The sequence below is a fragment of the Chromohalobacter sp. 48-RD10 genome, assembly GCF_029889785.1.
In the GTDB taxonomy this organism is placed as follows: domain Bacteria; phylum Pseudomonadota; class Gammaproteobacteria; order Pseudomonadales; family Halomonadaceae; genus Chromohalobacter.
The window spans coordinates 186,953-205,243 of the sequence record NZ_JARANX010000001.1 but is presented as its reverse complement, the minus strand read 5'-3'; the positions used below and the strand labels follow the sequence as shown (position 1 = coordinate 205,243).

The following is an 18,291-nucleotide window of genomic DNA, read 5'->3' as shown; positions in this document are numbered from 1 at the left end:
CGTGAGGTCGGGCTTGGCGTTACAATTGACGGCTCGCCTTCCTGTGGAGGCGAGCCGTTTTGCTGATTTCATGAGGCGCCCTTGAGCACGACACCGACGAGCGATGCCCACGATCAACTGGCGCACCTGCGCGCGCAACTCGACGACTGCCTGCTGCGCGACGCCCGCGATCAGGGGCGGCGTCTCGACAAGCTGGTAGGACGCGCGCGGGGTGGCAAACCCATCGACCGTTCGCTGCGCGAGATCGAAGCCCGTCTGGCGCGCTCGCGCGAGGCCTTGGCGGCGCGGCGTGCCCAGCCGCTGACCCTGCGTTATCCCGAAGAGCTGCCCGTGGTCGAGCGCCGTGATGACCTGCTGGCGGCGCTCGACGAACACCAGATTGTCGTGGTGGCCGGAGAAACTGGCTCGGGCAAGACCACCCAACTGCCCAAACTGTGTCTCGAGTTGGGGCTGGGGCGGCGTGGCCTGATCGGCCATACGCAGCCACGGCGTCTGGCGGCGCGTACCGTTGCCACGCGTCTCGCCGAAGAACTGGAAGTGCCACTGGGGGCGCAAGTCGGCTACCAGGTGCGTTTCACCGACCAGACTGATGAGCGCACGCTGGTCAAGCTGATGACCGATGGCATCCTGCTTGCCGAGACGCAGAACGACCCGGATCTCGAGCGCTACGAGGCGATCATCATCGACGAGGCTCATGAGCGCAGTCTCAACATCGACTTTCTGCTCGGTTATCTCAAGCGTCTCACCGAACGGCGCCCGGACCTCAAGATCATCATTACCTCGGCGACCATCGACGTCGAACGTTTCAGTCAACATTTTGGACGTGAAGGCAAGCCGGCACCGGTGATCGAGGTCTCGGGGCGCACCTACCCGGTGGATGTGTTCTATCGGCCGCTGGTCCGTGATGCCGCCGACGAGGAAGACCGCTCCCTGCAGGAAGGCATCCTGCATGCGGTGGAAGAGGTCGAGGCCATCGAGCGCGAGCGAGGCTGGTTCAGCGGGCCGCGCGATGTGCTGATCTTTCTGCCCGGCGAGCGCGAGATCCGCGAGACGGCGGATACCCTTCGGCGTGCCGATCTTCGGGGCACCGAGATCCTGCCGCTCTATGCGCGACTCTCCAACGCCGAGCAGAATCGCGTGTTTCAGTCGCACACCGGGCGCCGCATCGTGTTGGCCACCAACGTTGCCGAAACCTCGCTGACCGTGCCGGGCATTCGTTATGTCATCGACCCTGGCCTGGTGCGCATGAGTCGTTACAGCTACCGCGCCAAGGTCCAGCGGCTGCCCATCGAGCCCGTCAGCCAGGCGAGTGCCGATCAGCGCAAGGGGCGTTGTGGGCGCATCAGCGAGGGTGTGTGTATTCGCCTTTACAGCGAGGAAGATTTCCTGGCGCGGCCGACCTATACCGAACCCGAGATCCAGCGCACCAATCTGGCCTCGGTGATCCTGTCGATGCTGGCACTCAAGCTTGGCGACATCGAAGCGTTTCCCTTCGTCGATGTGCCGGACTCGCGCTTCGTCAAGGACGGTTATCGCCTGCTCTATGAGCTGGGGGCGGTGAATGCCGGGAATCGTCTGAGTGAGCTGGGGCGGCGCCTGGCCCGTTTGCCCATCGACCCACGCCTGGCGCGCATGGTGCTGGCCGGCGCCGAGCATGGCAGCCTGCGCGAAACCTTGATCGTGGTCAGCGCACTGGCCGCCCAGGACCCGCGTGACCGCCCGGCCGACAAGCGTCAGGCCGCCGATCAGCAACATCGCCAGTGGCAGGACCCCGAATCCGACTTCACGGCCTGGCTGAACCTCTGGCATGGCGTCGAGCATGCGCGCGAGACCTTGTCCGGCAACCAGCTACGGCGCTGGTGTCGTGACAACTATCTGAGTTATCTGCGCTTGCGCGAGTGGCACGATACTTTTCGCCAGCTCAAGCAATTGACCCGTGACATGGGGCTCGAATCTTCCAGCGCGGTGCTGCCGCCCAAGGAAGATGCCCCCGCGACGGCGCATCCTCGTGTCGACGGTGAACGCCTGCACAAGGCGCTGCTCTCTGGGCTGCTTTCGCACCTGGGGACGCTGCAGGAAAATCGCGAGTATCTGGGCGCACGCAATCGCAAGTTCATGATTCATCCCGGCTCGGGGCTGGCCAAGAAGACGCCCAAGTGGGTCATGGCCGGCGAGTTGGTAGAAACCTCGCGGCTGTATGCGCGTGATGTGGCGCGCATCCAACCGGACTGGGTCGAGCCCATGGCCGAGCATCTGATCAAGCGCAGCCACAGCGAACCGCATTGGGAAATGAAGCGTGGCCAGGTCGTGGCTTTCGAGCAGGTCACCTTGTTCGGCCTGCCCATCGTCACCGGGCGGCGCATCGACTACGCCAAGGTGGCGCCGGCGGAAGCGCGCGAACTCTTCATCCGCCGCGCTCTGGTGGAGGGTGAATATCGCAGCCAGGCTGATTTCTTCCAGCACAATCGTGCCTTGATCGACGACGTCGAGGAGCTCGAGGATCGCGTCCGCAAGCGCGATATCCTGGTCGACGAGGAGACGCTGTTCGCCTTCTACGATGCGCGCTTGCCGGCGGACGTCGCCGGTACTCGCAGCTTCGAGCGCTGGCGCAAGAAAGCCGAGCATGAGGCCCCCGAGGTGCTCAAGCTCGACCGCGATACGCTGATGGCGCGTGACGCTGAAGAGATCACGCAAGAGGCCTATCCCGATGTGCTGGTGCACAATGGCGTGCGTTACCCGCTCAGCTATCATTTCGCGCCCAGGCAGCCCGATGATGGCGTGACTCTGACGGTGCCGGCGGCGATGCTCTCGCAACTCCCCGAAGGACGCCTCGAATGGCTGGTGCCGGGAATGTTGCGCGAGAAGTGCATCGCGTTGCTCAAGACGCTACCCAAGGCGATTCGCCGCCAGGTGGTGCCGATTCCCGATTGGGTGGATGCCGCCCTGGCAACGCTGGTGCCCGATGAGCGTCCGCTGACCGAGGCGCTGGGTGAGTTCCTGCGCCGGCGTACCGGCGTGCGCCTGGGCCCCGATGACTGGCACACCGAGGCCCTCGAGGCGCATCTGGTCATGAATCTGCGCGTGGTCGATCACGATGGCAAGATACTTGGCGAAGGACGCGACCTGGGCGCTCTCAAGCAGCGTTTCGACGAGGCGGCGAGTCAAGGCGCCAAGGCACTGGCGGCGAGCGGGCCGACGGCCGAGGCCTTGGCGGAACTACCGGAACAGGCGATTCCCGAATCGCGTTCCACTCAGCAGGCGGGCATTCGCGTCGAGGCCTATCCGGCGCTGGTCGATCAGGGTGATAGCCTGGCCATCGAATCGTTCGATCATCCAGACAAGGCGTACGCGGTGCACCGTCATGGTATCAAGCGCGCGGCAATGCTGCGCTTGCCCGAGCAGGTGCGCTATCTTGCCCGCGAGCTCGAGGGCGTGGATCGCTGTGCGTTGCTGTTCGCCAAGGTGGGCAGCAAGCAACAACTCGTCGATGACCTGATCGAAGCGGTCTTCCTGCAAGTCGTCGCCGTGGATCCATTGCCGCGCGATCGTCAGGTCCTGGAGTCGCGCATCGAGGCTACGCGCGGCGACCTCGTCGCGCATGCCGAATCCCTGGTCGCGACCCTCCAGAAGGCCCTGGAAGGGCATCTCGAGGTGACCAAGGCACTCAAGGGTAACCTCAATTTGTCCCTGGCTCTGGTCTATAGTGATTTGAAAGCCCAGATGAGCCGCCTGGTACATCCCGGTTTCATCAGCGATGCCGAGGCCTGGCTCGAGCAGTATCCGCGCTATATGCAGGCGGCGCTGATCCGGCTCGAGAAGGCACCGCGTGAACGCAATCGCGATCAGGCGGCCATGCATCAGGTACACGAATTCGAGGAGCGCTTGCACGCGCGGCGCGATGCCGATCAGCGCGAGGGACGCCGCAATCCGCAGTTCGTTGAGTTCGGCTGGTGGCTTGAAGAATTGCGGGTGTCGTTGTTCGCCCAGCAGCTCGGCACTCTGGCGCCGGTCTCGGTCAAGCGCCTCGAACGTCGCTGGGCGGAGCTGACGGGACGTCAGCAGTGACACCGCGCCCCTAACGTCTACACGTCAAACGCACCTGGGAGCACGCTCATGACGCACGCGGCCATCACCGGAACGGGGCTTTACACACCCCCCAATGCCATCGACAACGCGACGTTAGTGGCCTCGTTCAATGCCTGGGTGGACCGTGAAAACGCGCGCCATCATGAGGCGATTCGCGACGGACACCGTGAGCCACTCGAACATTCGAGCAGCGAGTTCATCGTCAAGGCGTCGGGGATTCAGAGTCGCTACGTGGTCGAAGCGGCGGGGATCCTCGATCCCGACCGCATGCGCCCACAATTGTCGCCACGCGCTAATGACGAGCTCTGCGTGCAGGCCGAAATGGGGGTGGCAGCGGCGCACCAGGCGCTGTCCAATGCCGAGGTTGCGCCCAGCGAGCTGGATATGGTGATTGTAGCGTGTTCCAACCTGCAGCGCGCGTATCCGGCCATTGCCGTGGAGGTACAGGCAGCATTGGGCGCTGATGGGCACGCCTTTGACATGAACGTGGCGTGCTCCAGCGCGACGTTCGCCATCGATGTGGCCAACAATGCAATCCGTGCCGGCAGTGCCAGGCGTGTGTTGGTGGTGAGCCCTGAGATCTGCTCGGCGCATCTCAATTTCCGTGACCGCGATAGTCACTTCATCTTCGGTGATGCGTGCACTGCGGTCCTGCTGGAGGCCGACGATGTGGCGCAAGCGGAGGAGCGCTTCGAGATCATGAGCACGCGCCTGGTGACGCGTTTCTCGAACGCGATTCGCAACAATTTCGGCTTTCTCGACCGGGTGACGGAGCACAGAGTCGACGCCGAGCCGGCGTTCGTCGCCGACAAGTTATTCGTGCAGGATGGTCGTCGAGTCTTCAAGGAAGTGTGTCCGCTGGTGACCGAATTGATTGGCGCACACCTCGAAGCGCAGAATGTGGCACCCCGTGATCTCAAGCGGTTGTGGCTGCATCAGGCCAATCGACATATGAACGATGTGATCGCACGGCGCGTGTTGGGGCGCGACCCCGATGAAAGCGAGGCGCCGGTGATTCTCGATCGCTATGCCAACACCAGTTCCGCCGGTTCGATCATCGCCTTGCATCTGCATCGCGACAATCTGGCCGTGGGGGATGTTGGGGTGGTCTGTTCGTTCGGAGCGGGCTACAGTGCGGGCAGTATATTATTGCAGAAGGTAAAGGCTTGATGAAAATGACCAAGTGGCTGGCCGTGGCATGCATGGCGGCGGCGGTAAGCGGCTGCGCGACGCAGGGCCAGACGGACGCTAATCCCGACGACCCCTGGGAGGGGTATAACCGTAAGGTGTTCGCTTTCAACGACACACTGGATCGTTATGCGTTAAAGCCCGTCGCTCAAGGGTATGACTATGTAACCCCCGAGCCGGTTCAGTCGGGGGTTGGCAATTTCTTCAGCAACTTGGGAGAGATCGGCACCACGGTCAACAGCGTATTGCAGTGGAAGTGGGCCAACGCCGGCTTGGCGTCCGGGCGTTTCGTGATCAATTCCATCCTGGGGATCGGCGGCATTCTCGACCCGGCATCACGCATGGGCCTTGCCGAACGCGAAGAAGATTTCGGCCAGACGTTGGCCACCTGGGGCGTCGGCGAAGGCCCTTACGTGGTCTTGCCGGTGCTGGGCGGACGCACGTTGCGCCATGCCTCGGGATTACCCGTGGATTGGTATACCGACCCGGTAACCTATGTCGAAGAAGATTCGGTGCGCTATGGTTTGCGCTTCGTCGATCTCATCGATACCCGAGCGGGACTTCTCGACCGCGAAGAGTTGATTAGCGGCGATCGTTACAGCTTCATTCGTGATGCGTATCTCCAGAACCGGCGCTATGAGGTCAACGACGGTGAAACGGGAGAAGACCCCTTCGCCAGTGGTGACTTCGGCGACGATTTCGAATACGACGAAGACGCCTTCGCCGATTGATCCCGAGGCCCTCGCATGGCCAACGCACGTACTCTGATCGGTCTGCTCGACACGCCCGGCGCATCGCGAGATGCGCTGGCGCGTCTCATTGGAAGTGGGCAGTTTGCCGTATTGACGACGACGTCGGTAGACGCGTTACCCGAGGACGTGGCCTTGGTAGTCGCCCATGTGCGAGCGGTGGCACGGGATGAGTGGACCATGTTGGCCGCACGCTGGCCGACCATCGTTATCAGCGAGACACGCCTCGACGGCGACCTGCTGCAGGCCGTGGACGCCGGTTTGGTCGACTATCTGGTTGAGCCGGAATGCCATGGCGATATCTTGCGTCGCTTGATCGAGCGCTCCATCGAACATCATCGGTTGGCCCAGGAGCACGCACGCGACCGCCAACGCCTGGCTGAGCTCAATGAAAGCCTGGAAACTCATTTGGCTATGTTACGGCTCGACCAGCAGGCCGGTTGGCAGATCCAGCGTAAGCTGCTGCCTGCCAGCCCGATAACGCTGCATGGGGTGAGGGCCGATTACTGGCTAGCGCCGTCGCTTTATCTGTCGGGCGACTTTCTGGACTTTCAGCGTTGCGATGCGCGCTACAGTTTCTTTTATTTCGTCGATGTCTCGGGGCACGGGGCGTCGTCGGCTTTTGTAACCGTGCTGCTCAAGTATCTCAGCAATCGTTGGCTGACTCAGTGGCGGTTGCAGGAGGCTGAGACCTTCCCCGCACGCTGCCTGACGGAGCTCAACCGCGAGCTGTTGGAGACGGGGATCGGCAAACATGCCACGGTGTTTGCCGGGGTGCTTGACCATGAGCAACGCTATCTCCACTATTCGCTCGGCGCGCAGATGCCGATGCCCTTTTTGCAAGTGGATCGCGACGTCAGCGTGCTCGAGGGCGTGGGGCCGCCGGTGGGCTTGTTTCCCCATGTCGAGTTCCCCACCTATGGTTGTACATTGCCGGAACGATTCCGCCTTTGGCTTTGCTCCGATGGCATCCTGGAGTGCCTGGGCGGCGATACCCTCGATCAGCGTCTCGAGGCACTGAAACACCGGATTGCCGCTTGTGACTCGGTGGACGCGTTGAAAGACGGATTCGTGCTGGGCGATGAATTGCCGGATGATCTCACCATGATGACTTTGAGTGGATTCGACCATGCATGAAGGGCGTATTCAGGCGGCGTTCGACGCCGGTGTGTTCGTGCTCAAGCTCAGTGGTGACGTGCGTCTGACGTTATGCGCGACGCTCGATCAGCAGGCGCAGCGTGTGGCCGAGAGTCCGGGCCTTGTCGCGGTGATGATCGACCTGCGCGAGGCGACCAATGTCGATTCCTCGGCGCTGGGCTTTCTGGCCAAAGTGGCGATGGCTGTCCAGGGGCGTCTCGAGCAGCCGCCGACCATCGTCGCTGAGCATCCCGATGTGCGCCGCATGCTCGACGTCATGGGGTTTTCGCGCTACTTCACCTTGCTAGAGGCACCGCTCACCGAGCCAGCGAGTCTCGATGAGCTTCCCCAAGTGAATGCCGACAAGCATGACCTGCAGCAACGCATCCTCGAAGCACACCGCATCCTCATGCGCATGAGCGATCATAACCGTGACGAGTTCCAGCCGCTGGTCGACCTGCTCGAAGAGCAGAAATCCGACGAGGATTGTTCCAAGGCGCACCGCTGAAAGCCTCGGGTCATTTACTCGAGACATGTGCCTTGCGTCATACGGCGGTGGTGAGTGCCGGGGGCTGAGTCGCTGTGGAGGCGGTGCTGTCCCGAGAGGCCGGCGAGATGTCGTGCGATGACGAGGCGGTGGGCCTGACGTCGGTATCCTCGAGCACGAATTCGCGTACCGAGGCTTCAAGCCGGGTCGTTTCCTTCCCTAGCGTCGTGGCAGCATGCGTGGCTTGACTGGCCATGTGGGCATTGTCCTGGGTAAGTTGTTCCAATTGCTCGATGGCGCGGTCGATTTGTTCAATGCCCTGATGTTGCTCCTGGCTGGCGTCGGCAATGTCGCGCATGAGCTGTGCCGTCTGTTCGACGGACGCGACGAGCTCGCCGATGGTGGCGCCGGTTTCCGCGACGCGCTGGCGCCCGATTTCAACATTGCGTCGGGCGTTGTCGGTGAGCGTGCGAATCTCGCGTGCGGCATCGGCGCTTTGACTGGCAAGGCGCCTGACCTCATTGGCGACGACCGAAAATCCTCTGCCGTGTTGCCCGGCACGTGCCGCTTCGACCGATGCATTTAACGCCAGGAGGTTGGTCTGGAAAGCCAGCGAGTCGATCATGGCGACGATATCCTCGACCTGACGCGAATCGGTGTAGATGTTGTCCATCGTGGTGGTGACGTGTGAAACCGCTGTCTGACCGCGTTCGGCCGAGTGCGAGGCCGTGGCGGCCAGGGTAACGGCTTGCTCGGCGTGTTCGGTGTTGCGCCCCACGGTAGCTGTCAGTTGTGTCATGCTGGCGGCGGTCTCTTCCAGAGCGGCGGCTTGCCGCTCGGTTCGCGCGGACAAGGTCTGGCTGTCTTCGGCAATGCGCTGGGTATCGCGGTGAATTGTCTGGCTGCGGGTACGCACCTCGCCGACGTTGGCGGCGAGGCGCTGGCGCATACCATCGAGCGCTTCGAACAGGCGGCGAACGTCGCGTTGTCCACGGGCAGTGACCGGGCTATCCAGACGCCCTTCGGCAATGCGCTCGAAATGTTCGATCAGCCCGTTGAGTGGTGCCACCACGCGGCGTGTAATGCCCCACATGACAAGCGCGATAGCGATCAGCGAGGTGACAATGGCTGCACCGATCAATAGCCGTAGCGTGTTAGCCATGACGCCGAAGTCGTCGACCAGGGCCGTGCCTTGCTGCTGGCTAGTGGCCTTGAAGGCATCGGCACTCTCCATGAAGGCGGCATTCATATCGTGTAGACGCGACTGGCCGGAGCGATAGCCGCTGAGATCGCGTGCCGCGTTGTCACCGTTTGAAAGTCGTTCGTTGGCCTCCTGAAGCTGCATCAATTGTAGGGACATTCCGGTATTGAACAGCGAGTGGAAGCGTTGACCCAACGCCTCGAGCTCGGGCGAGGAAGATGCGGGGTCGAGGCGCTCGAAGGCATCGCTTGCTTGGTTCATCAAGGTTTCGGCTTCGTCGAGGACCGGCCCCGGAGAATCGAACGACGGCCGTTCGATCAGCGAGGCGGCCCGGTTCATGGCCAACTGGGCACGTAATGTATCTACATAGACTTCATCGAGAACGGTGGTGCGTTCGGCGTTGAGATGGTCGAGTGTGTCGAAGGCTTGTTGGCCGACATTTAGCGCATACCCTCCCAGCAAACCGACGGCCACCACTATCATGCTGAATGCACCCAGCACCAGCATGCTGATGGAGCGGATCGTCAAGGGCGGTAAACGGCGGAGCAAAGAAACGCGCATGGTGGGCAGTCCCTGTCGTTTTGTGAGATTGAAGGCATGCAGGTTCGTGAAAAAATTTGTCGAGCGCTGCAAGGTGACTGCCATGATGGCGCGGGATTGTTGCGGTTTATGGACACACGGTCTGTACTCGGTCCCCAGCGCAACAGTTATCGGCTATGATGAGCGTACTAGCCTTTAGCCTTCTTCATGATCGAGTGCCGATCCTTCAGGGCATCGGTGCGTCGACGTATGTTTTTCGGGAGATGTCGTGACTCAAATCAATGCGCGGCGATTGGCCTTCCTGGTGGCGGCTAACACCGCTTTGGCGCCTTTTGCCATCGATGCCTACTTGCCTGCCATGCCCACGCTTGCCGAGGCGGTGAACGCCAGCGTTCATCATACCGAGCTGTCGCTGAGCGTGTTCCTGTTCGGGTTCGCCATCGGACAACTGTTGTGTGGGCCGCTATCGGATCGCTTGGGCCGGCGCCCGGTGCTGTTGACCGGCCTGGTGGTGTTCTTGCTCGCCAGCCTGGGGATCATGCAGGTCTCGTCCCTGGAGACACTGTGGGGATTGCGGTTCATCCAGGCACTGGGGGGTGGCGCCTGTGTGGTCAACTCGGCGGCCATCGTGCGTGACTGTTTCAGTGGGCGCGAGGCCGCCAAGGTGATGTCGACCATGGCGATGATCCTGATGCTGGCGCCGCTCGTGGCGCCCACGGTGGGGAGCGTGCTGCTGGGTATCTTCAATTGGCAGTCGATTTTCCTGTTTCTGGCCTTGTACGCGGCATTCCTGTTGTTTTTTCTTGGCACCAAGCTTCCTGAGACCCACGGGCGCGATCCCGATGCGCCGTCGCCACGCCAGGTGCTGGGCAACTATGCCAACGTGATTCGTCATCGCGAGGCGATGGGGTATATCTGTGCGGTGTCGATGTCATTCGCGGGCATGTTCGCATTCATCACCGGCTCGCCTTATCTGTACATGGAGCATTACGGATTATCGGCGGCGGTCTATCCCTTTGTGTTCGGGGCCAACATCCTGGTCATGGCGTCTTCCAATCGGCTCAACATTCATCTGCTGAAGAAGCGTACCCCGCAGCAGAACCTCGTCGTTGGATTGGGCATCCAACTGTGTGCTGGCGTGGCCCTGGTAGCGTTGATCCTCTCGGGGTTGGATTCGATCTACAACGTGGCGCCGTTGATGGTCATTTTCGTCGGGATGCAGGGGCTGATCGCGCCGAACGCCATGTCGTCGATGCTCGATCATTTCCCCAAGATGAGTGCCACGGCGACGGCTCTACAAGGATGCCTGCAATTTTCCAGTGGTGCGTTCGCCGGCATGCTGGTGGGGGCCTTCGAAATCGCCAGTGCCTGGCCGACGGTGTTGACGATGCTCGGTGCCTCGTTGCTGGGCAATATTGGTGTGCGCTTGCTGGCCGGTCGAGCGCTACGCGGGAGCGCAAGCGAAGAAGCAGTCGCCAGTCGTTAGGGAAAAATGCGTTCACTCCTGTCATGAAGCTGTCATCTTCATTGGGCATCTTAGGTGTCGCGAAGGTTGAACACTCTCATCGACAGGAGTTACCCGCATGAACCGTATCCTCAAGAGCCGTGTCTTGAAGAGCACTGCACTGACCGCTGCCGTGATGAGCGTCGCGGGTGTCGCTCAAGCGCAGGAACGCGAACAGCTACGTATCGTCGGTTCCAGCACCGTCTATCCGTTCGCTAGCTATGTCGTCGAGGAGTTCGGCGCGACCACCGATTATCCAACGCCCGTTATCGAGTCCACGGGCTCAGGTGGCGGCTTGCGCTTGTTCTGCAACGGGGTAGGCCTGGACACGCCGGATATCACCAACGCCTCGCGCCGCATGAAGCCTTCCGAGTTCGAGCGTTGCCAGGAAAACGGCGTGACCGATATCACCGAGGCTAGAATCGGCTATGACGGCATTGCGTTCGCCGAGTCCAACGCCAATGAGCCGGTCAATTTCACCCGCGAGCAGCTCTTCCTGGCACTGGCCGCCAAGGTGCCCCAGGACGGAGAGCTGGTCGACAACCCCTACACCAAGTGGAGCGATATCGACTCCTCGCTGCCGGACCGCGAGATCATGGTATACGGCCCGCCGACCACCTCCGGAACGCGTGATGCCTTCGAAGAGTTGGTGATGGAAGCCGCTTCCGAGGACATGGAAGCATACGGCGGTGAGGGCTATACCGATATCCGTCAGGACGGTCCCTATGTCGACGCTGGCGAGAACGACAACCTCATCGTTCAGCGCCTCCAGGAGAACACGACCTCGTTCGGTATCTTCGGCTACTCCTTCCTTGAAGAAAATGCCGACTCCCTGACGGCCGCGAGCATCGACGGTGTGTCGCCCAAGCCTGACGCCATCAGCTCCGGTGAGTATCCGGTGTCACGCTCACTTTTCTTCTATGTCAAGAATCAGCATGCCGACAACGTGCCGGCCGTGTATCCCTACGTCGACTTGTTCATGAGCGAGCAGATGATTAGCCCGATGGGTTATCTCAAGGGACTAGGGCTCATCTCTTTGCCCAAGGATGCGCGTGAGCAGGCGCGCAGCGATGTCGAAAATCGCGAGAGCCTCGAGCTCAGCGACCTGCAGTAAGGCCGTCCGCGGACCTATGAAGTGGCCGGCAGCTCTCGCTGCCGGCTCATTTGCTTGATGGGCCCTAGGGGGTAGTGGCTCCCAAGGGAGCAACATTTGTCTGAGAGACCGATATGTCGACGAATATCGTCTTCCTGCTGTTTGGTGCAGTCCTCGTGGGACTCGGCGGAGTGGCCTTTATCCTGAGCCGGGCGAAAGCCTCGCGTGTACGCGCGGCGGGTACGTTGATGCACGCACAGCCGGATCAATATGCCTGGTTTGCGGTACTCGTTACCGCCGGGCCGGCGCTTCTGGTCAGCGCCTTGGGGGCCTTCGCCCTATTACTGATGGGGGCTGAGATCCCCACGTCTTATCTGTTGGCGGCGAGCCTGGTCATTGCCTTGATTGGCCTGGTCATGGGGTTGAATCAGGTGCGCTCCGATTTTCATGCCCGGCGCGCTATTGAAGGAGTGATTCGTAAGCTGTTGGCCGCCGCAGCGATGATCTCGATTCTCACGACGCTGGGCATTCTGCTGTCGATCATCAGCGAGGCGCTACGTTTCTTCCAGATGCACAGCTTCTGGGACTTCGTCACCGGTACGACCTGGAATCCAGGGGCAAGTTTCCTATCCGCCGCCGGGCGGGGCGACGAAGGCGGCAGTGCCGCTCAGTTTGGGTCGATTCCGCTCTTTGCCGGGACATTCATGATTACCTTGATCGCCATGCTGGTGGCGATTCCGTTTGGCCTGGGCGCAGCCGTTTACATGGTCGAGTTCGCACCCATGCGCGTTCGCAAGGCGGCCAAGCCGGTCATCGAAGTGCTGGCGGGGATCCCCACCGTTGTCTATGGCGTGTTCGCGGCCTTGACCGTGGCCCCGTTGGTGGTGGATATCGCCGGATTGTTCGGGCTGGATGCTTCATATTCCAATGCGCTGGCGCCGGGGCTGGTGATGGGCATCATGATCATTCCGTTCATTTCCTCGCTTTCCGACGATGTCATCAACTCGGTACCCAATAGCCTGCGCGAAGGCGCCCTGGCGCTGGGAATCACCAAGAGTGAAATGGTACGCAACGTGGTAGTACCCGCGGCCGCGCCGGGCATCATCTCGGCATCGCTGCTGGCCGTTTCGCGGGCCCTGGGAGAAACCATGATCGTGGTCATGGCGGCTGGCATGCGTCCCAACCTGACCGCCAACCCCCTGGAAGATATGACGACCGTGACGGTGAGTATCGTGGCGGCACTGACCGGCGATCAGGAATTCGAAAGCGCACAGACACTCTCGGCCTTTGCCCTGGGACTGGTGCTGTTCATCGTGACGCTGACGCTGAATGTGGTATCGGTCTTCATGATTCGCCGCTTCCGCGAGAAGTATCGCGTCAACAACCTGTAATCCGATAGGTCGAGAGCATGAGCCAATCGTTCGAAGAAATTTCCGCGCAGCTCAAGAAACGCCATCGGCGTTCGGCGCGCATGAAATGGATGACCATGGGCGCCTTGATACTGTCGGCGGCTTTTCTGGTGGTCTTCATTTCCGACATGGTGGCGCGCGGATGGCCCGCTTTCCAGCAAGCGCAGATACAGGTCGAGGTCAGCTACGACGAGCAGTCCCGGAAGTTACCGTTGGCCGCCGTCGACGAAGATGTGCGCCCACTGATCTCGCGCGGGTTTTTCCGGCCCTTGCCGCAGAAGATGGAAAACAATCCGGCGTTGATGGGCACGACGCAGACTCAGTGGGTCATTGCCGATAGTCGTGTCGATCAGTATCTCAAGGGCAATGAGGACCGCTTGCGTCCCGCCGACAAGGAAACACTCCAGGCCTTGGTCGAAGAGGGGCGTGCGGCCCTGAAGTTCAATGCCACCTTCTTTACCACCGGTGATTCCAAGATGCCGGAGATGGCGGGGATTGCCTCGGCGGCTATCGGGACGGTAATGACCATGCTGGTCACCATGGCGGTATGCTTTCCGGTGGGCGTGATGACGGCCGTCTATCTCGAGGAGTTCGCCCCCGACAACAAACTGACCCAGATCATCGAAATCAATATCAACAATCTGGCGGCCGTCCCTTCCATCCTGTTTGGCCTGCTGGGGCTGGCAATTTATATCAGCTTCTTCGGGGTGCCTCGTTCCTCGCCGCTGGTAGGCGGTTTGACTTTGGCACTGATGACGCTGCCTGTGATTATCATCTCGACGCGTGCGGCGCTTCGCAGTGTGCCGGATAGTATCCGTCATGCGGCATTTGGCGTGGGGTGTTCACGTTGGCAGGTGGTGCGCGATCACGTGTTGCCGGTGTCGCTGCCGGGCATTCTGACGGGCTCGATCATCGGCCTGGCGCAGGCCATGGGCGAGACCGCACCGCTGATCATCGTGGGCATGGTGGCCTTCATTCCCGATGCGTCGATCTCGATAACGGGCGCCTCGACGGTCATGCCGGCGCAGATATTCACTTGGGCCAGCGAGCCGAATAGCGCCTTCGCCGAGAAGACGGCAGGCGGCATCCTGGTGCTTCTGGCGGTGCTGATCTTTCTCAATGCGCTCGCCGTGTGGTTACGCAACAAATTCGAACGTCGCTGGTAAGCGACTTCCGACAGGACTCATCGCCATGAACGACACGACCCTGCAGAATTTTCAGACCCAGCAAGATCAGTCCTTGGCGTCGGATGATGCCGTGCGCGACCAATATAGCGACGTGACACCCGATAAGGGGCAGCCGGTAACACGCAACGAAAGCGTTGAAGAAAACCTGAGCGTACGCGTACGCGATCTCAGCTTGTGGTATGGCGAGCACCAGGCGCTGGATGACATCAGCATCGATGTGTTCGCGAATACCGTCACTGCGCTGATCGGTCCGTCGGGCTGCGGCAAGTCCACCTTTCTGCGTTGTCTCAATCGTATGAACGATTTGATCAGCAGCGTGCGGATCAAGGGGCTGGTGGAAATGGACGGCCGTGACGTCAATGCCCGCGGCATGGATGAAGTGGCGCTGCGTCGACGTGTGGGCATGGTCTTTCAGAAGCCCAATCCGTTTCCCAAGTCGATCCATGAAAATGTCGCGTATGCGCCACGCATGCACGACATGGTCAGCCGCAAGGCCGACCAAGACGAATTGGTAGAGCGCGCGTTGCGCGATGCGGGTCTATGGAACGAGGTCAAGGACAAGCTTTATGAGCCGGGAACCTCGTTGTCCGGGGGGCAGCAACAGCGGCTTTGCATTGCGCGGGCAATTGCCGTGCGTCCCGACGTCATCCTCATGGATGAACCGACCTCGGCACTCGATCCGATTTCCACGGCAACGATTGAGGACCTGATGGATAAGCTCAAGCAGGATTTCACCATCGTCACCGTGACCCACAACATGCAGCAGGCAGCACGTGTGGCGGATTACACGGCGTTTTTCCACCTCGGTGAGATGATCGAATACAACGCCACCAAGCAGATGTTCGCCAACCCGCATACCAAGAAGGCGGAGGACTACATCACTGGTCGCTATGGCTGATGGCTCCTGCAAGTAAGTCGGTGTATGAACAATAAAGGGCGCACATGCGCCCTTTATTGTTATACCCGGCGATGCCTCATGACGATGGTGCGCGTACTTGTCGTGTCAGGGGCCCCCAGGCAAGTAGAAACCCGACACTCACCATGGCAATCATCAGCATGAGAATGGCGGTGAACGTAATACCTGCGTCGAGTAGTAGCCCGAAGGTCGCGGGGGCGAGTCCTGAGGCGAACACCATGCCCGCCACGAAAATCGAGCGCAAACGTCCGAGGTGCTCGCTACCCCAGAACTGGATCAGCAAGCTGGTGACAGTAGGTTCCTGCATGCCTGTCACGATGCCTGACAGCAACATGTAAGCCAATATTCCCCAGGCGTTTTGCAGGATAACCGCCAAGACGAGTCCCGCGAGTAAGGGCAACAGATAGAGCCGGCCCATCAGCGCCGGTCCCAGGCGGTCGACCATGCGTCCTGCGACAAGTGAGCCGGCGACACGTCCTGCGGCCGCCAGGGCGAAGCCGATGGCGAAGGTCGAGGGCGTAGCGTTGAACTCATCGACCATGTCCGCTTGAAAGACGAAGATGCCAGTATTGACGATGGCAACCGACAGCATCATCAAACTCAAGCGCCAGAAGCGTGCTTCGCGTAACGGTCGTGGCGTTGGCGTGGCGGTCTTCTTCTGCTCTGCGTCGTGCTTATGGGTTGTCCGTGTCTGACTGGGTGGCGGCCAATTGGGATAAAGCAGCAGCGCCGGTATCCACACGAGCATCAATACCGCCAAGGCACCCCACCAGATTTCCCGCCAGGACCACACGTGCAGGGCGCTCGCGATGCCACTGGGCAGAATGGCCTCGCCCAGTGGAATGGCCAGTGTCACCAGCGCCAGGGCGCTGCCGCGTGCTTGCACGATGCGTCGCGCCGCTGTGGTGGTGCCCAGGTGCACGAACATTCCCTGGCCGCAAAAACGGATGAGCCCGAAGCCCATCAGCGCCAGGGTGGCCCAGGGCGATAGTGTCAGCAGCAGGATTCCCAGTGCCATCCCGCACACGACGAACGTGGCGAAGCGCCGGGCCGGCCACCAATCCAGCTTGGGCCCGATGAAGAAAATCAGGCAGCCCGAGATCAAGGTGACCAGCGAATAGGCAATACCAAACTGGCCACTGCTCAGAGAGAAGCTCTCGGAAATGGCCGGCTGGAAAAACCCGACCAGAAAGGTCTGTCCGAGATTGCCGGAGAAGACGGCTAGAAAGCCGATCGCTAGAATACCGTAATGCTGGACGATGATACGTCTATAGCCCACTACGCTTCCTTTCCAGTGAGTTGAATGCTCAGTTGGTGACGCGTGAATAGCCGCCGGGTACGCCGGGCTTGGCCAGAACCCACTGCCATAGCTGTATATCGCGCGCCCGGAAGGCAGCGGCGCACGACAGCAGGTAATAACGCCACATGCGGTAGAACTCGTTGCCGTAGCGTTCCTTGAATTGTGGCCAGTGCGCTTCGAAATTCTCCCACCAGGCCATCAGTGTCTTGTCGTAATCGGCGCCGAAGTTGTGCAGGTCTTCGGTCACGAAAAGCCCGCCTGCGGCATCACCGATCTGGCCGATGGAAGGAAGGTCCCCGTTGGGGAAGATGTACTTGTCGACCCACGGGTCTGGCGTGCTTTCGCGGACGTTCTTGCCGATGGTATGCAGCATGAAGAGGCCGCCTTCCTTGAGGCAACGATGGGCGACTTCCATGTACTCGCGATGATTCTTGCGGCCGACATGCTCGAACATGCCGATACTGATGATGGCATCGAACTCTTCGTTGATCTCACGATAGTCCTGAAGCCGAAATTCCACGGGAAGTCCCTTCTTCATCAAGGACTTCCCGTAGTCGGCCTGCTCGCGCGAGATCGTGAGCCCGACGCATTCCACCCCATAATGCTCGGCGGCGTAGGCCATGAAGCTGCCCCAGCCGCAGCCGATATCCAGAATGCGCATGCCGGGCTTGAGATCCAGCTTGCGGCAGATCAGGTCGAGCTTGGCCTCCTGAGCGGCATCCAGGGTCTCGGCGTCGTGCCAGTACCCGCAGGTATAGGTCATGCGCTTATCGAGCATGGTCGCGTAGAAGTCATTGCCCAGGTCGTAGTGTGCTTCGCCGACTTTCCAGGCACGTTTGACGCTTTGCAGATTGGTGAACTTGGCACGCAGGGCGTGGAACACCAGTTTGGAAGGCTGAACGGCCTTGTCGATCTTGGCGCGGAGCAGGCGAGTGAAGAACTCGTCGAGACGCTCGGCATCCCACAGTCCGGCCATGTATGCCTCGCCAAGCCCAAGATTGCCCTCGGCCAGCGCGCGGTCGAAGACCTCGGATGAATGTACCTGCATGTCCCAAGGGCGCGAGCCGTTGATCTGAATATCGGCGCGGGCCAGAAGGTCGGCGACGAAGCGATAGCTCTTGTGTTGCTCAAGTGCCTGGGTCGAAGTGGTGGTTTCCTTGAGTGGAGCGTTCACTGCTGATCTTCCTCTTGCTCATGCTCCCGGCGCTGATCCCGGGAGTCTGTCTTGAATTTTTCGTGACGATATCGGACTTATCCACCTATTATACGCCATCATAACCGTTTGCATGCTACCTAATGACTTCGATATACTGAAATAATGACTCGCTGCCCAGGTGCCTTGCGGTCATGTTTTCAGTGGCCCATCCGCTTTTCGACCAGCCCTTGAAATCGAAGTAATCCACGGAACGGTTCTCCGAGTGAAGAAAACCTGTCCTACACGATAGACGCGTGTTTGTTCGTCTTCCATCTCGCTGCCGATGTATAGCACTTGGC

13 protein-coding genes are annotated in these 18,291 nt (G+C 60.6%); 10 read left to right on the top strand and 3 right to left on the bottom strand.

Annotation, left to right across the window (positions count from 1 at the left end; translation table 11 throughout):
* The first annotated feature begins 81 nt into the window (after positions 1 to 81).
* The 5 genes from hrpA to OP496_RS00880 are packed head-to-tail and all read left to right on the top strand — an operon-like array spanning position 82 to position 7,668.
* Complete coding sequence (hrpA, locus tag OP496_RS00900) at positions 82 to 4,065, top strand: ATP-dependent RNA helicase HrpA (RefSeq protein WP_280561443.1); 3,984 nt, start codon at positions 82 to 84, stop codon at positions 4,063 to 4,065.
* 48 nt (positions 4,066 to 4,113) lie between these two features.
* Complete coding sequence (locus tag OP496_RS00895; RefSeq protein ID WP_280561442.1) at positions 4,114 to 5,256, top strand: beta-ketoacyl-ACP synthase III; 1,143 nt, start codon at positions 4,114 to 4,116, stop codon at positions 5,254 to 5,256.
* Positions 5,256 to 6,005, top strand: coding sequence for a VacJ family lipoprotein (locus tag OP496_RS00890; RefSeq protein ID WP_280561441.1), 750 nt, complete (start codon positions 5,256 to 5,258; stop codon positions 6,003 to 6,005). The genes OP496_RS00895 and OP496_RS00890 overlap by 1 nt, the downstream gene beginning before the upstream one ends.
* A gap of 15 nt (positions 6,006 to 6,020) precedes the next feature.
* Positions 6,021 to 7,160: a SpoIIE family protein phosphatase gene (locus OP496_RS00885; RefSeq protein WP_280561440.1), complete on the top strand. Its 1,140-nt coding sequence runs from the start codon at positions 6,021 to 6,023 to the stop codon at positions 7,158 to 7,160.
* Positions 7,153 to 7,668 carry an STAS domain-containing protein gene (locus OP496_RS00880; RefSeq protein WP_280561439.1) on the top strand — a complete coding sequence of 172 codons (516 nt, stop codon included), beginning with the start codon at positions 7,153 to 7,155 and terminating at the stop codon, positions 7,666 to 7,668. Before OP496_RS00885 ends, OP496_RS00880 begins: the two co-directional genes overlap by 8 nt.
* Positions 7,669 to 7,705: 37 nt before the next feature.
* Here the strand turns inward: OP496_RS00880 and OP496_RS00875 are convergent, their stop codons facing one another.
* Complete coding sequence (locus OP496_RS00875) at positions 7,706 to 9,409, bottom strand: methyl-accepting chemotaxis protein (protein ID WP_280561438.1); 1,704 nt, start codon at positions 9,407 to 9,409, stop codon at positions 7,706 to 7,708.
* 247 nt (positions 9,410 to 9,656) lie between these two features.
* On the opposite strand from OP496_RS00875, the gene OP496_RS00870 reads away from it, so the two are divergent.
* From OP496_RS00870 to pstB, 5 genes are all read left to right on the top strand, one after another.
* On the top strand, positions 9,657 to 10,874 hold the full coding sequence (locus tag OP496_RS00870; protein WP_280561437.1) for a Bcr/CflA family multidrug efflux MFS transporter: 1,218 nt from the start codon (positions 9,657 to 9,659) through the stop codon (positions 10,872 to 10,874).
* Between the two features lie 97 nt (positions 10,875 to 10,971).
* A complete protein-coding gene (locus OP496_RS00865; RefSeq protein WP_280561436.1) occupies positions 10,972 to 12,006 on the top strand; it encodes a PstS family phosphate ABC transporter substrate-binding protein in 1,035 nt (344 codons plus the stop codon).
* A 113-nt stretch (positions 12,007 to 12,119) separates the two neighbouring features.
* On the top strand, positions 12,120 to 13,376 hold the full coding sequence (gene pstC / locus OP496_RS00860; protein WP_280561434.1) for a phosphate ABC transporter permease subunit PstC: 1,257 nt from the start codon (positions 12,120 to 12,122) through the stop codon (positions 13,374 to 13,376).
* Positions 13,377 to 13,393: 17 nt separating this feature from the next.
* A complete protein-coding gene (pstA, locus tag OP496_RS00855) occupies positions 13,394 to 14,560 on the top strand; it encodes a phosphate ABC transporter permease PstA (protein ID WP_280561433.1) in 1,167 nt (388 codons plus the stop codon).
* Between the two features lie 25 nt (positions 14,561 to 14,585).
* On the top strand, positions 14,586 to 15,479 hold the full coding sequence (gene pstB / locus OP496_RS00850) for a phosphate ABC transporter ATP-binding protein PstB (RefSeq protein WP_280561432.1): 894 nt from the start codon (positions 14,586 to 14,588) through the stop codon (positions 15,477 to 15,479).
* 76 nt (positions 15,480 to 15,555) lie between these two features.
* Here the strand turns inward: pstB and OP496_RS00845 are convergent, their stop codons facing one another.
* Both OP496_RS00845 and cfa read right to left on the bottom strand, forming a co-directional pair.
* A complete protein-coding gene (locus OP496_RS00845; protein ID WP_280561431.1) occupies positions 15,556 to 16,776 on the bottom strand; it encodes an MFS transporter in 1,221 nt (406 codons plus the stop codon).
* 28 nt (positions 16,777 to 16,804) lie between these two features.
* A complete protein-coding gene (gene cfa, locus OP496_RS00840) occupies positions 16,805 to 17,971 on the bottom strand; it encodes a cyclopropane fatty acyl phospholipid synthase (protein WP_280561430.1) in 1,167 nt (388 codons plus the stop codon).
* Between the last annotated feature and the right edge of the window lie 320 nt (positions 17,972 to 18,291).

Coding starts and splice junctions, on each gene's coding strand:
- OP496_RS00880 (WP_280561439.1), top strand. CDS start 7,153: ATGCATGAAGGGCGTATTCAGGCGGCGTTCGACGCCGGTGTGTTCGTG.
- OP496_RS00865 (WP_280561436.1), top strand. CDS start 10,972: ATGAACCGTATCCTCAAGAGCCGTGTCTTGAAGAGCACTGCACTGACC.
- pstC (WP_280561434.1), top strand. CDS start 12,120: ATGTCGACGAATATCGTCTTCCTGCTGTTTGGTGCAGTCCTCGTGGGA.
- OP496_RS00895 (WP_280561442.1), top strand. CDS start 4,114: ATGACGCACGCGGCCATCACCGGAACGGGGCTTTACACACCCCCCAAT.
- OP496_RS00875 (WP_280561438.1), bottom strand. CDS start 9,409: ATGCGCGTTTCTTTGCTCCGCCGTTTACCGCCCTTGACGATCCGCTCC.
- pstA (WP_280561433.1), top strand. CDS start 13,394: ATGAGCCAATCGTTCGAAGAAATTTCCGCGCAGCTCAAGAAACGCCAT.
- OP496_RS00885 (WP_280561440.1), top strand. CDS start 6,021: ATGGCCAACGCACGTACTCTGATCGGTCTGCTCGACACGCCCGGCGCA.
- pstB (WP_280561432.1), top strand. CDS start 14,586: ATGAACGACACGACCCTGCAGAATTTTCAGACCCAGCAAGATCAGTCC.
- OP496_RS00890 (WP_280561441.1), top strand. CDS start 5,256: ATGAAAATGACCAAGTGGCTGGCCGTGGCATGCATGGCGGCGGCGGTA.